This is a genomic window from Stenotrophomonas sp. LST15-1-1.1 (genome assembly GCF_040815575.1).
Classification (GTDB): domain Bacteria; phylum Pseudomonadota; class Gammaproteobacteria; order Xanthomonadales; family Xanthomonadaceae; genus Stenotrophomonas; species Stenotrophomonas lactitubi_B.
This window is the reverse complement of record NZ_JBFPNJ010000023.1, coordinates 306,848-319,828: the sequence shown is the minus strand read 5'-3', so window position 1 is coordinate 319,828 and position 12,981 is coordinate 306,848. Positions and strand designations below refer to the sequence as shown.

13 protein-coding genes are annotated in these 12,981 nt (G+C 66.4%); 4 read left to right on the top strand and 9 right to left on the bottom strand.

The window, feature by feature from the left end; genetic code table 11:
- Positions 1-28: 28 nt before the first annotated feature.
- Entirely contained in the window at positions 29-478 is a 450-nt protein-coding gene (gene azu, locus MRBLST15_RS11745) for an azurin (RefSeq protein WP_367785978.1), read from the bottom strand.
- Between the two features lie 122 nt (positions 479-600).
- Here azu and MRBLST15_RS11740 point away from each other — a divergent pair, with 122 nt between their 5' ends.
- The gene (locus MRBLST15_RS11740) at positions 601-1,203 is read left to right on the top strand and encodes an HAD-IA family hydrolase (RefSeq protein ID WP_367785977.1); all 603 of its coding nucleotides are present in this window, start codon (positions 601-603) and stop codon (positions 1,201-1,203) included.
- Between the two features lie 108 nt (positions 1,204-1,311).
- Here MRBLST15_RS11740 and MRBLST15_RS11735 read toward each other — a convergent pair whose 3' ends face one another.
- Entirely contained in the window at positions 1,312-2,538 is a 1,227-nt protein-coding gene (locus MRBLST15_RS11735) for an acetylornithine transaminase (protein ID WP_367785976.1), read from the bottom strand.
- Positions 2,539-2,601: 63 nt separating this feature from the next.
- Between MRBLST15_RS11735 and MRBLST15_RS11730 the strand changes: the two genes are divergently transcribed.
- Positions 2,602-3,474, top strand: coding sequence for an ion transporter (locus tag MRBLST15_RS11730; RefSeq protein ID WP_089238093.1), 873 nt, complete (start codon positions 2,602-2,604; stop codon positions 3,472-3,474).
- Between the two features lie 107 nt (positions 3,475-3,581).
- On the opposite strand, the gene MRBLST15_RS11725 is transcribed toward MRBLST15_RS11730, so the two are convergent.
- The 3 genes from MRBLST15_RS11725 to MRBLST15_RS11715 form a co-directional block, all read right to left on the bottom strand.
- On the bottom strand, positions 3,582-4,529 hold the full coding sequence (locus MRBLST15_RS11725) for a YiiG family protein (protein ID WP_367785975.1): 948 nt from the start codon (positions 4,527-4,529) through the stop codon (positions 3,582-3,584).
- Positions 4,530-4,687: 158 nt separating this feature from the next.
- Positions 4,688-5,680: a YiiG family protein gene (locus tag MRBLST15_RS11720; protein ID WP_265952674.1), complete on the bottom strand. Its 993-nt coding sequence runs from the start codon at positions 5,678-5,680 to the stop codon at positions 4,688-4,690.
- 93 nt (positions 5,681-5,773) lie between these two features.
- The gene (locus MRBLST15_RS11715) at positions 5,774-6,592 is read right to left on the bottom strand and encodes an SDR family oxidoreductase (RefSeq protein ID WP_367785974.1); all 819 of its coding nucleotides are present in this window, start codon (positions 6,590-6,592) and stop codon (positions 5,774-5,776) included.
- Positions 6,593-6,699: 107 nt separating this feature from the next.
- Between MRBLST15_RS11715 and MRBLST15_RS11710 the strand changes: the two genes are divergently transcribed.
- Entirely contained in the window at positions 6,700-7,383 is a 684-nt protein-coding gene (locus MRBLST15_RS11710; RefSeq protein ID WP_312705172.1) for a hypothetical protein, read from the top strand.
- Positions 7,384-7,422: 39 nt separating this feature from the next.
- On the opposite strand, the gene MRBLST15_RS11705 is transcribed toward MRBLST15_RS11710, so the two are convergent.
- Both MRBLST15_RS11705 and MRBLST15_RS11700 read right to left on the bottom strand, forming a co-directional pair.
- Positions 7,423-7,911, bottom strand: a complete 489-nt coding sequence (locus MRBLST15_RS11705) for a DUF2867 domain-containing protein (protein ID WP_367785973.1) — start codon at positions 7,909-7,911, stop codon at positions 7,423-7,425.
- The gene (locus MRBLST15_RS11700; RefSeq protein ID WP_367785972.1) at positions 7,908-8,570 is read right to left on the bottom strand and encodes a serine/threonine-protein kinase; all 663 of its coding nucleotides are present in this window, start codon (positions 8,568-8,570) and stop codon (positions 7,908-7,910) included. The genes MRBLST15_RS11705 and MRBLST15_RS11700 overlap by 4 nt, the downstream gene beginning before the upstream one ends.
- A gap of 85 nt (positions 8,571-8,655) precedes the next feature.
- Here MRBLST15_RS11700 and MRBLST15_RS11695 point away from each other — a divergent pair, with 85 nt between their 5' ends.
- Positions 8,656-10,653, top strand: coding sequence for a bifunctional DedA family/phosphatase PAP2 family protein (locus MRBLST15_RS11695; protein ID WP_367785971.1), 1,998 nt, complete (start codon positions 8,656-8,658; stop codon positions 10,651-10,653).
- Positions 10,654-10,727: 74 nt separating this feature from the next.
- Here the strand turns inward: MRBLST15_RS11695 and MRBLST15_RS11690 are convergent, their stop codons facing one another.
- Complete coding sequence (locus MRBLST15_RS11690; RefSeq protein ID WP_089236694.1) at positions 10,728-11,306, bottom strand: LON peptidase substrate-binding domain-containing protein; 579 nt, start codon at positions 11,304-11,306, stop codon at positions 10,728-10,730.
- Positions 11,303-12,667, bottom strand: coding sequence for a UDP-N-acetylmuramate:L-alanyl-gamma-D-glutamyl-meso-diaminopimelate ligase (gene mpl, locus MRBLST15_RS11685; RefSeq protein ID WP_367785970.1), 1,365 nt, complete (start codon positions 12,665-12,667; stop codon positions 11,303-11,305). Before mpl ends, MRBLST15_RS11690 begins: the two co-directional genes overlap by 4 nt.
- Between the last annotated feature and the right edge of the window lie 314 nt (positions 12,668-12,981).

The following is a 12,981-nucleotide window of genomic DNA, read 5'->3' as shown; positions in this document are numbered from 1 at the left end:
CGAGCATGGCTCGACTCTACAGACGGCATCAACCGAAGACGAACTTGCCCTTCATCATCGCGAAGTGGCCGGGGAACGAGCAGAAGAAGGTGTAATCGCCGCCCTTCTGCAGGCCCTTCGTGGAGAAACGCACGCGGGCGGTCTCGCCACCACCGATCACCTTGGTGTGGGCCAGGACACGCTTGTCGGCCTTCGGCAGGTAGCTGTCGGCCAGGGTCATGCGCATGCCCGCGATCGCCACCGGCTGGTAGTCGGCGCTGCGGGTCAGCACCCAGTTGTGGCCCATCGCGGTGGCGGCCAGCTTGCCGGTGTGGCGCAGAGTCAGATCGATTTCGCTGCAATCGGCGGCCACCTTGATCTCGCGGCTGCTGAAACTCATCTGGTCGGTGCTGTCGATGCTCACCGCACATACGCGCGCCATCGCCGACGGCGCCAGCATCAACGCGCCCAGTCCCACCGCTACCATCCAAGCCTTCATCATCGCGTCTCCTGCAGGTTCGATGGCCATTCTAGGCAGCGGCCTGCCGGCCCGGCTGCGACCGTGTGTCGCAGTGGTGGTCCAGGGTTTGCGCGGGGATGCGGCAATGGCATGCTCGACCGATGCGGATCGATCTTCTCCTGCTCGATGTCGACGGCGTGCTGGTTCACTACCAGCGCGCACAGCGCGTGCTGCACCTGGCACAGGCGCTGGACGTCCCGACCGCGCACGTGCACGCCGCACTGTATGACAGCGGACTCGAAGCGGCACACGACAGCGGTGCGCTGGATGGCCCGCGCTATCTGTCCCGGCTTGGCGAACTGCTTGGCACAACGGTAACGCTGTCGACCTGGATCGCCGCACGTCAGGCTGCCAGCCACCCGCAACTGCCGGTACTGCAACGGCTGCAGGAACTGCAGGTGCCAATGGCGGTGCTGACCAACAACGGTGCGTTGATGACGCAGGCGCTGCCGATGCTGCTGCCGCAGCTGTTTCCTGCATTGCAGGATCGCGTGTTCTGCAGCGCGGATTTCGGCCTGCGCAAACCTGCGCCGGAGGTGTTCCTGCGCACGCTCGCCGCCCTCGGCGTGGCAGCGGAGCACACGCTGTTCGTCGATGACCTGTTCGCCAACGTGCGCGGTGCGCGCGCGGCGGGTCTGCACGCGGAAACCGTGCGGGACGGACGCGGACTGGGAAAGGTACTGAAGCGCTACGGGGTACGGTGATCCGCAATTCTGTAGAGCCGAGCCCATGCTCGGCTGCTGTTGCCTGACATCGCGATGAGCCGAGCATGGGCTCGGCTCTACGGAGGTTCCGACCCCGGCGTCAGGGCTTCAGCGTGCGGCGACGAACGCGGCAATCGCCGCGCGCAGGCGCTTCAGGCCTTCGGCCACTTCTTCGTCGGTGATGTTCAGCGACGGCACGAAGCGCAGCACGTCCGGACCAGCCTGCAGGGTCAGCAGGCCCTGCTCGGCGGCGTGGTCGAGGATCGCCCCGGCCTGGCCGGCGAAATCCTTGCTCAGCACCGCGCCCAGCATCAGGCCGCGGCCGCGCACTTCGCTGAACACCTTGAACTCGTCGTTGATGCGGGCGAAACCATCGCGCAGCGCCTTCGACTGGCGGCTGACATTGGCCGCGATCTCGGCCGAGGCCAGCTTGCGCAGCGCCACGCGGGCGACGGCCGCGGCCAACGGATTGCCACCGAAGGTGGTGCCGTGCGCACCGAACTGCATGGTCTCGGCCACCTTCGGGCCGGCCAGCATCGCGCCGATCGGAAAGCCACCGCCCAGCGCCTTGGCCAGGGTCACCATGTCCGGCACCACGTCATCCTGCCAGTGCGCGAACAGCGTACCGGTACGGCCCATGCCGGCCTGGATCTCGTCCAGCACCAGCAGTGCGTTGTGCTGGTCGCACAGTTCGCGCACGCGCTTGAGGAAACCGGACTTGGCCGGCATCACCCCGCCCTCGCCCTGGATCGGCTCCAGCATCACCGCCGCCACGTCGCCGGCGGCCATCGCCGTTTCCAGCTGCACCTCGTCGTTGAAGTCGATGTAGCGGAAGCCCCCCGGCAGCGGCTCGTAGCCTTCCTGGTACTTCGGCTGCGCGGTGGCGGTCACCGCGCCCATGGTGCGGCCATGGAAGCTGCCGCGGAAAGTGATGATGACCCGCTTGTCGGCCGGACGGCCCTGGCTGGAGGCCCACTTGCGGACCATCTTGATCGCCACTTCGTTGGCTTCGGCGCCGGAGTTGCACAGGAACACGCGCTCGGCGAAGCGGCTGGCTTTCACCAGTTCCTCGGCCAGGTGCAGCGGCGGCGCGCTGTAGAAGACGTTGCTGGTGTGCCACAGCTTGCCGGCCTGTTCGACCAGTGCGGCCACCAGGTCCGGGTCGTTGTGGCCCAGGCCGCACACGGCGATGCCGGCGGCCAGGTCGACGAACTCACGGCCCTGGCTGTCCCACACGCGGGCGCCCTGGCCTCGCTCCAGCACCACCTGGCGGGGCTTGTACACCGGCAGGTAGTAGTGCGACAGGGAGATCAGCGGATCGGTAGCGGCGGTCATGGCAGTCGGCAGGGTTCAGGAACGCCCATTCTCGCGCCGGAACCGGTGCGGCACAATGCACGCATGCGACCGTTTTCCGCCCCCCAGCTGAACCCCGCCACCGAGACCGGCTGGCGCCGCCGGTGGTTCGACATCATCTACCGCCACGACAGCCGGCCGTCGCGCAATTTCGACCTGCTGCTGGTGTACGCGATCATCGCCAGCGTGCTGGTGGTGATGTTCGACAGCGTGCAGCGTTTCCACATCGCCCACGCCGACTGGCTGTACGTGCTGGAATGGGGCTTCACCATCCTGTTCACCGCCGAGTACGTGCTGCGCCTGGCGGTAGTGAAGCGACCGCTGCGCTATGCGGTGAGCATCTGGGGCATCATCGACCTGGCCTCGATCCTGCCGACCTACCTGTCGCTGTTCATTCCCGGTGCGCAGAGCCTGCTGGTGGTGCGCGCACTGCGCATTCTGCGCGTGTTCCGCATCCTCAAGCTGACCCGCTACATCGAAGAGAGCGGCGTGCTGATGCAGTCGCTGTGGCGCAGCCGGCGCAAGATCCTGCTGTTCCTGTTCACGGTGGTCACCATCACGATCATCGCCGGCACCCTGATGTACGTGATCGAGGGGCCGAACCATGGCTTCACCAGCATCCCCAGCAGCATGTACTGGGCGGTGGTGACGATGGCCACGGTCGGCTTCGGTGACATCGTGCCGCAGACCGTGCTCGGCCGCTTCGTCACCTCGGTGCTGATCCTGATCGGTTACAGCATCATCGCCGTGCCCACGGGCATCTACACCGCCGAGCTGGCCAGCACCATGCGTGATGCCGAACTGGCCGCACGCCGCGATGCCCGTGGCTGCCCGCACTGCGGCCTGGAAGGCCACGAACCGGATGCGCGGCACTGCCGCAAGTGTGGCGGACCGTTGCCGGATACGTTCAGCCACTGACGATGATGCCGGCCAGCGGCCGGCACTACCAATGCCTGCGGCAGCAGATCCACGCCATGCGTGGATGCAACATCCTGCATCCACGCACGGGAGGACAATCCGCCGGCTCAGTTCATGCGGTTGCTGGTGGTCACCAGGTCGTTGTAGGCCGCGACCACTTTCGATTGCGCCCCTTCGGGTGCAGAGATCATGCTTCCCTTCGCCTCAAGGTCGGCCTGCAATTCGCGTGGGGTGAACGGCTTGCCCGACGCCAATCGGTCGATACGGCGCCCGGCGTCGCGCACCAGCACATCGGCCGAGCGCTGCACATGTGCCCACATCGGGTTGTCCTTGCCAACGCCGGCATTCTGCATCTCGGCCAGCATCGCCTGGTAGGCGGCCAGCTGCCGCCGGGCCTCCGCCAGCTCCGGTTCGTCGCCCTGCAGCGCCATCACCAACTGCTTGCCGTCACCGACCATCCGCAGGTGGTAGTACGCAAGAGAACGGCCTTCGTCCGCTTCGATCTGCTTGAGCTGCGCAACACGGCGCTCCTGTTCGTTCATCTCCAGCGCCGCATCCAGCACTTCGCTGGCCTTGAAGAAATCGGCATACGCCTGCATCAGCGGGGCATGCTGGGTACGCATCCCTTCGCCGCTGTCGCGCCGATAGTCCTCGCGGGTGAAATAGCCGTCAGCGTGTTCGATCAACGCATACAACGACTGGAACGCCTTCTGGTACTGCCGCACCGGCTCATCGAGCGGCGTGGCTGGCGTCTTTGCCAAAGCATCGGTCAACGCTTGGCCACAGTACTCGACACGATGCGACAGCACCTTGCCCGGCGAGCGCGGCTGCGCTTCCTCGCCCGTCGGGCCCGCTTCGGGATCGCTGATCCAGGCGGTGTAGGTCTGGAAGCCGTCGTGGATGGGCTGTTCGACGCCGTTGTAGCACTCGATGTAGGCGTTGATCTTCTGCAGGCCGGGATCGGCTGCGGACAGTCCTGTCGATCCGTTGCAGCCAGAGAGGGCGGCGGCAGTGCCAAGCGCAAGCAGAGAAAGTACACGCGCGGAAGAATTCAAATCGGTTCCTTGCAGATATGAGACGCCGCATATTCTCGCGCGCAGCGGCACAGCCCGCATACACGGGTCCCCGCGCCATTGAGGCGACGGGGCACCCCATCCTTCACGTCGCAATCAGCCTGCTCGAATGCGACAGAAGTTGCGTGCAGCACGCCGGGTCACTGGCGATTGCTCTGGAACACCAGTGCGTTGTAGATGTGCAGAAGGCGGCCGGCCGAGCCGCTCGGGGCCATCGACGGCGACGCAAGCATCCTCTGCTCGAAGACGGTGTAGGGAACCTTGCCGCTGACCCGCTGCAGCCGCTCCTTGCCTTCGCGGCGGAAGTTCTCGGCCTCGCGTTCGAAGCTGTTCCAGTCCAGCTTGCCCGGCTCCTGGTCGGCGACCTTGGCATGCGCTTCATCGGAAATGCGGTTGAAGGCATCCAAGCGCTCCCGCGCCCTGGCCACGTCGAAGTCGTCCTCGCCCATCATGTCCATGATCGCTTTCGCTTCCAGCATCATCGCCAGACGGTAGTACTCGCGCGTGCGCCCTTCGGCCTGTTCCAGCGCTTTGAGCTGTTCGCGCTGGGCAGCGTCGTTCTGGCGCTCCAGTTCGGCGTTGAACGTTTCACTGGCAACCACGAAATCCTTGAAGGCGGTCATCAACGGCGCATGCAGCTGCTTGCCCTTGGCAAACCTGTCGTCTTCGTAGTCCTGACGCTCGTAGTAGTCGTGGGCTTCCTTGCTGATCGGCACCAGTGCCTTCAGCGCCTGCTGGTACTGACCTGCAGCGGCATCAAGATCGGCAAGCGCCGGCTTGGCGGCGATCGCTTCGGACACGGGGGCGTCGCATTGCTTCATGTCGTAATCGCTGATCTCGAACGGTCCGTACACGTTCGTCTCGCGACCGCTCGGGCCGGCGTCCACGTCCTTGATCCAGCGCGTATAGGACTGGATGCTGCCGTGCGTTTTCGAATCAAGCGCGTTGAAGCAGCCGATGTAGGCGTTGAGCTTCGCGGTCAACTGCTGCTGGGCGTCGGCCGGCGCCGCGCTGGCCTCCGGCTTTGCGGAAGAACCCGCGCCGCCGGCGGCTGTGGGCGTCTTGTCGCCACAGGCGGCCAGGATCAACGACAACGAAGCGGCCAGCGCCGCAATGGAAAGAGTACGTGACATGGGCTCACATCCCTGTTGGAAACGATTACAGCCGCGCATTCTAGCGCAGCGGGCCGAGGCTGACAGCGCCCACCCCGCTCCCGTAAACCAAGATCAATCCAGGAACAGATCCGGCAGCAACGGACGCGACGCATCCACCGCGTACCCGGAAAGATCGGTCACGCCGGCTTCGGCCAGCACCTCGTCATCGATCAGGAAACGGCCGTGGAAGCCGGCCCCCTCGCGCACCAGCACCGCATGTGCTGCATCGGCCATGATCTGCGGTGTGCGGCAGCCGCCGATGTCCACACCGGGAATCATGTTGATCGCATCGGTCGCAATGACCGTGCGCGGCCACAACGCATTGACCGCCACGCCCTGCGGGCCGAACTCGGCGGCCAGGCCGAGAGTGACGAAGCTCATGCCCATCTTCGCCAGCGTGTAGCCAGTGTGCGCGCCCCACCACTTTGGATCGAGGCTCGGCGGCGGTGCGAGGGTCAGGATGTGCGGGTTCGGCGCCTGCAGCAGGTACGGCAGGCAGGCCTGTGCGCAGAGGAAACTGCCGCGCGAATTGACCTGCTGCATCAGGTCGAAGCGCTTCATCGGCGTGTCCAGGGTGCCACGCAACCAGATGGCGCTTGCGTTGTTGACCAGGATGTCGATACCACCGAAGGTGTCCACGGTGGCGGCAACCGCTGCCTGCACCTGGTCTTCTTCACGGATGTCGCACTTCAGCGCCAGGCCCTGGCCACCGGCTGCGGTGACGGCCTCGGCGGCAGTGTGGATGGTGCCCGGCAGCTTCGGATTGGGGACCGACGACTTGGCAGCAATGGCGACGTTGGCGCCATCGCGCGCGGCGCGCAACGCGATGGCCAGGCCGATGCCACGCGAGGCACCGGTGATGAAAAGGGTTTTGCCCTGCAGACTGCCCACGTTCCACACTCCAGCGTATGCAATGAGCCGCTAGTATGCCGCGCCGACGCGGAGTTCACTGCACGTTGACGATACTGGCGCCCCGGTCACTGCACGAGGTCCATGCCATGCGCTGTTCCCGCCTGTTGTTGCCTGCCCTGGGCCTGGCCCTGCTCACTGCCTGCCAGGGCCGTTCGCCTGAACCCGGCAGCGCGCCGGCCAAGGATGACGCCGCCAGCGTCGACAAGGCAGCTGGCGATGGCAAGCTGCGCTGGAGCGAGGCCGTTGTCTGGGATGGTGACCTCAATGCCTGCCGCCAGGCCGACAGCGCGGCCACCCGCGATTGCCTGCGTGATGCGATGCGTGCCGGCGGCGCCAGTGCCGATGCAGTCACCGCCGCCGAACAGCTCTCCACCGGTGGCGAACTGGCCTACGTGACCGCCTGGCATGAACACGATGGCCTGGGCGTGGCCACCGTCGAATACCCGTTCCGCGCCAACACCAATGAAGGCACGCGTCTGGTCGATGCCGCAGGCAAGCGTATCGACGTGGATGCGGTGCAGCTGGACGACACGCTGCGCGCCGATCCCGGCGTGCAGGAGGTGCTGAAGGCGAACCCGCAGGCCACGCCGTTCGCGCCGGCGCAGGCCGCGGGTACCGCAGCGCTGGACGGCGGCGGCATCCGCCTGCTGTACCGCACGCCGCTGCGCGATTGCCATGCGTGCCCGGATGTAGGGCAGCTGCAGATCGGCTATGACTTCGATGGCAAGCGCAACTTCATCGGCCAGCAGGTGGTGCCGGTGACGCCCTAGCAGGCCGCCGCGCAACGCGCATCCACGCGTGGCGTGCATCTACCGATACCCGCGCACCTGCTTGCTCAGCAGGTGCGGCGCGATCCAGCGATGCACCGGCGCAACCGGCAGCATGTACAGGCGGCCGAACGCGTTGTGGGTGTGCACCACCGTCGCTACTTCCAGCGCATCGCCGTGCCACTGCAGCGCCAGCTGCACGCGCAGATGGCGGTCGTCGTCGTCCAGCACGATGGCATCTTCGCCCAGCGCCTGCAGGGTGAAGATGCCAAGGCGTTGCCCGGGCTGTGGATCGACGGTCTGCTGCACCGCGCGCAGCGAGCCGAGATCCTTCATGCGCAGCAGCCGCATGCCACGGTTGCGCAGACCCATCAGCCCGTCGAACCAGCCCGGCACCGCCGCTGCCATATCGCGGTAGGCCTGCAGCGCCGAACGCCCGTTGCGCGGCGCCGCCTCTTGGCAGGCATGGACGAAATCGGCACCCGGCAGGTGCGAACGCAGCACACTGCCTTCGCTCAGCAGCGTGCTCACGGCTTGGGTCCCTGCCCTTCGTTGTCTTCCCAATGCAGGATGCGGCGGGTAACGAAGCGGTAGACCGGCTTGCCGGTGGCGAACCAGAGGTCGCGCACCCACGAGGTGCGCTTGAGCACGCGCTTCTCCACCGGCGTCAGCGACTCCCGGCAATACATGCGCTTGTGCTTGAGCAGGTGGCGCAGGTCTTCGCGCGCCAGCAAGCGCATCCAGCGCGAGCGCGGGTCGCCGATCACCGCCAGCTGGAAGTCGATCAGCGCCGGTCGACCGTCCTCGGTCACCAGCCAGTTGGCTTCCTTGGCCAGGTCGTTGTGGGCCACACCACGTCGATGCAGCTGTTGCAGCAGGCGACGCGCGGCGCGGAACCAGGCCACATCACCGCGCGGCGGGCGCTGGTACATCGCATCGCCGGCCATGAAGCTGCGGTCGAGATGGTGGCCATTCCAGTCCAGCAGTTGCGGCACGTCGGCCATGCCGTGGATGTGCTTCAGCGCGCGCGCTTCGCGCCGCGCCAACCACCACGCTGGCAGCCGCAGCCACAGCGGCGTGGCCCCCAGATCGCGGCGCACGAAAGGGCCTTCTGGGCCCTGCACGAGGAGGATCCGGCCAAAGCTGTCGGCCTTCAGTGCATGCGTTTGTGCGTCGTTGGATACAGGCATGGCGACATTCTAGGCGATGGCGATGGTTGCAAACGGTCACCAAGCGGCTGGGAACCAGTCACCTTCACGCCCCTATAATCAGGAAATGGACTCTTCATGGATCGACGCCACCCTCGCGTGGATTGCCGCTCATCCCGTGTTGGCGGGTGCGGTCATCTTTCTGATCGCCTTCTGCGATGCGGTCATCATTCTTGGCGCCATCGTGCCGGCGTTGCCGTTGCTGTTCGCCGTCGGCGTGTTCATCGGCCTGGGCCAGATCTCCGGGCCGTATGCGGTTGCGGCTGCGGCGCTGGGTGCGTTCGCCGGTGATGGCATCAGCTACTGGATAGGCCGGCGCTGGGGCGACCGCCTGCGCGGCGTCTGGCCGTTCAGCCGCTACCCGCAGCTGCTCGACCGCGGCGAAAACCTGTTCCGCCGCAATGCATTCAAGAGCATCCTGATCGCCCGTTATGTCGGTGCCATCCGCCCATTCGTGCCCGCCATCGCCGGCATGATGAAGATGCCTGCCAGCCGTTACGTGCAGGCCAGTGGCATCGCCAGCATCTCCTGGGCCGTACTGTTCCTGGCCCCGGGCTGGATTCTCGGCGAAGCCTACGACGCCGTTGCCGCGGTTGCCGGCCGACTGGTCGTGGTGGCGGGCCTGCTGGCGGTGATCCTCAGCCTGGTCTGGGCCATCGTGCTGTACGGCTATCGCTGGTCGGCCGCACGCATGGACAGCTGGCTGGCACGCCTGCTCGACTGGTCCAACCGGCACCCGACACTGGGCCGCTACACCGTCGGCGTGCTCGACCCGAAGCGCCGCGAATCGGTGCCGCTGGCGATGCTGGCGCTGATGCTGCTGTTGTTGGGCTGGGGCTGGTTCGCCCTGCTGACCGTGGTGGTCGCCCATGGCGAGCCGTTGGCGGTGGATCTGCTGGTACACCAGGCGATGCTGGCGCTGCGCAATCCGCTGGCCGACTACCCGATGGCCGCCCTGGCCTCGTTGGGTGCATGGCAGGTGCTGCTGCCGGCAACTGCTGCAGCGATGGGCTACCTGGTCTGGCGCCGGCGCTGGATGGCGGCCGCCCATTGGCTGGCGGCATTGGCCTTTGGCCTGGCCCTGACCAAACTGCTCGGCGCCACCGTCGATGTGGTGCGCCCGATCGATGCCAGCAGCGGCTTCGGCTTCCCGTCGGTATCGGTGACCATGGCCACCATCACCTTCGGCTTCTTCGCAGTGCTGATCGCCCGCGAAATGCCCGGCCGCACCCGCGTCTGGCCGTACCTGGTATCGGGCATCGTGGTCAGCCTGATCGGCTTCTCGCGCTTGTACCTGGGCGCGCACTGGCTGAGTGACGTCATCGGCGGCATGTTGTTCGGCACGTTCTGGCTGCTGGTGCTGGGCATCGCCTATCGCCGCCGCTTCAACCGCTCGTTCTGGGTGAAGCCGGTGGCGTGGCTGTTCTACGGCGTCTTCGCGATGGCGGCAATGTGGTACGCACCGCGCAACATCGCCATCAAGCTGGAACGCTTCGAGCCGACCTTGCCGGCACCGCTGGCGATGGACGCGCAGGCCTGGTGGCAGCACGACTGGGCGAAACTGCCGGCGCGTCGCAACGAATTCGACGATGACCAGCGCTGGCCGCTGGATGTGCAGGTGGCCGGTCCGTTGGCGCAGCTGCAGGCACAGCTGGAAGCGCGCGGCTGGCAGGTGCAGGCGCAGGCCGGCTGGCAGGAAGCGCTGCTGATGCTGGACAAGAACACCGGCGCCGATGAACTGCCGGTGCTGCCGGCGACACTGGATACGCGCGTAGAAGCGCTGCTGATGGTGCGCCAGGGTGCGCAGGCCGATGAGCGCTACGTGCTGCGTCTGTGGCAGGCACCAGCGCAGCTGCAGCCGGGCAACACCCCGTTGTGGCTGGGCAGCGCACAGACGCTGCGCTACGAGCGTCACTTCCAGTGGATCGGCATGTGGCACCCGGTGCGCGGCGTCGATCCGGCATTGAATGCCGTCAAGGAAGCGGTGCAGGCACTGCCTCAGCAGGAAGCCGTGCACCCGGAGACCGGACTGCCGGTACTGCGGTTGCAGACCACCGCGCCCTGATGGGTCCGCCGGGCATGGCCCGGCGCTACCGTCCCCGCTCTGGTAGTCGCCAACTTTGGTTGGCGTTTACCGATTTACGGCATCCAGCCCAGCAGCTGCTGCAGGCGCTGGTGCGGATCGTCCAGCTGCAGCAGCTGCAGGCGCTGCTGTTCGCTCAGCGGCAGCAGTTCGCCCAGCCGCCAGCTGACCCAGCTGGCCTGGTCCATCAAGGCCGGCGTGGCCGGTGCGAACGCCGTGCCCGCCTGCTCGATGATGTGATCCAGTACCGTCGCCAGCAGCGCATGCTGCGGACGCAGTTCGTCATCGGGATCCTCATCGCACCAGCGCACATCGGCCACCACCAACCCGTTGTCGCGCACGCGCGTGCGCTCGACATGGAAACGGCGGGTACCGCGCAACCGCAGCTGCAGCACGCCATCGGCGCCGACGTCGAAATCCTCGATCTTCACCTGCACGCCGAAGGCGGCCGGCGTTGCCGGCGCTCCCACTTCGTGCCCTTCCAGGATCAGGCAGACACCAAACCCTTCGCCGCTGCGGCCGGTTTCGCGGACCAGATCCAGGTAGCGCGGCTCGAAGACGCGCAGGCCGATGGCCGCTCCCGGAAGCAGCGTCGTATGCAGCGGGAACAGCGGCAGCGAACCCTCGCCGCTCATCGCGCCTGCAGTCCTGCCAGGAAGCGGCGCGGTGCGCCGTCGAAGCCACCGTTGGACATGAACACCACATGGTCGCCGCTGCGCACGTCGGACTGCAGCTGCGCCAACAGCGCATCGGTATCGGCCACCGCATGTGCCTGTCCACGCACTGCCGCGATCACTGCGGCCGCATCCCAGGCCAGCTCCGGGCGGTGCAGGAACACCACCTCGTCGGCCAGCGCCAACGACGGTGCCAGCGCCTGTGCGTGCGCACCCAGCCGCATCGAATTGCTGCGCGGCTCCATCGCCACCACGATGCGTGCATCACCGACTTTGGCGCGCAGGCCTTCGAGGGTGGTCGCAATCGCGGTCGGGTGATGGGCGAAATCATCGTAGACGGTGATGCCATCGTGGCTGCCGATCACTTCCATGCGCCGCTTGACGCTGCGGAAGCGCGCCAGCGCCGGGATCACCTCGGCCGGGGCGACGCCCACTGCATGTACAGCGGCCAGTGCAGCCAGGCCATTGAGCACGTTGTGGCGGCCCAGCAGCGACCAGTACACATCGCCCAGCGCCTGTCCGCGATGATGGACGCGGAACGCGCTGCCATCGGCGGCCAGCAGCTCGGCATGCCATTCCAACGACGGATCGAAACCGAAGCGCTCGACCGGGGTCCAGCAGCCCATCGCCAGCACTTCGGCAAGGTGCGCGTCTTCGCCGTTGACGATCAGGCGGCCGCGCGCCGGCACGGTACGCACCAGGTGGTGGAACTGGCGCTGGATCGCCGCCACGTCGGGGAAGATGTCGGCGTGGTCGTATTCAAGGTTGTTGAGGATCGCCACCAGCGGCCGGTAGTGCACGAACTTGCTGCGCTTGTCGAAGAACGCGGTGTCGTACTCATCGGCTTCGACAACGAATTCGCGGCCCTGGCCCAACCGGGCAGACACGCCGAAGTCCTCGGCCACGCCGCCGATCAGGAAGCCGGGGGAGCGGCCGGCATTCTCCAGCAGCCAGGTCAGGATGGTGGTGGTGGTGGTCTTGCCATGGGTGCCGGCCACGGCCAGGGTGTCGCGTCCCGGCAGGACCTGTTCGGACAGCCACTGGGCGCCGGAAATGTAGCGCTGGCCGGCATCCAGCACGGCTTCCACGGCCGGATTGCCGCGCGACAGCGCGTTGCCGATCACCACCTGCGCGGTGCCTTCCGGCACGCTGTCGGCGCGATAGCCCTGGTCCAGGGTGATGCCCAGCTGCTCGAGCTGGGTCGACATTGGCGGATAGATGGCTTGGTCGCTGCCGCTGACCGTGTGGCCCAGTTCCCGCGCCAGGGCGGCCACGCCACCCATGAAGGTGCCGGCGATTGCAAGGATATGTACGCTGCTCATGACCGGGGATTGTGACCGATCACGGCTGTATAGGGCCATTGTCGGCAACAGGGTAAGGGAACCCCTACAGTCACTGTGAGAAAACTCCAATCGCATGTCAGGGAATTCCCGATAGCGATGTTCTGTGAACCCGGACACAATTCAGGATGCCAGCCGCAGTACCCGAACCGGTCCTACTCCCCAAGAGGCCATCCCCAAGGGAGCTCATGCTGTGGGGGCCCTGAGCAAGCCCTTTGCTGGCACCTATGAAACGAAACAGGCCTGATCCTCGCGGATCAGGCCTGTTTTTTTGCGCCTGCGGCGGCCGGCATTGA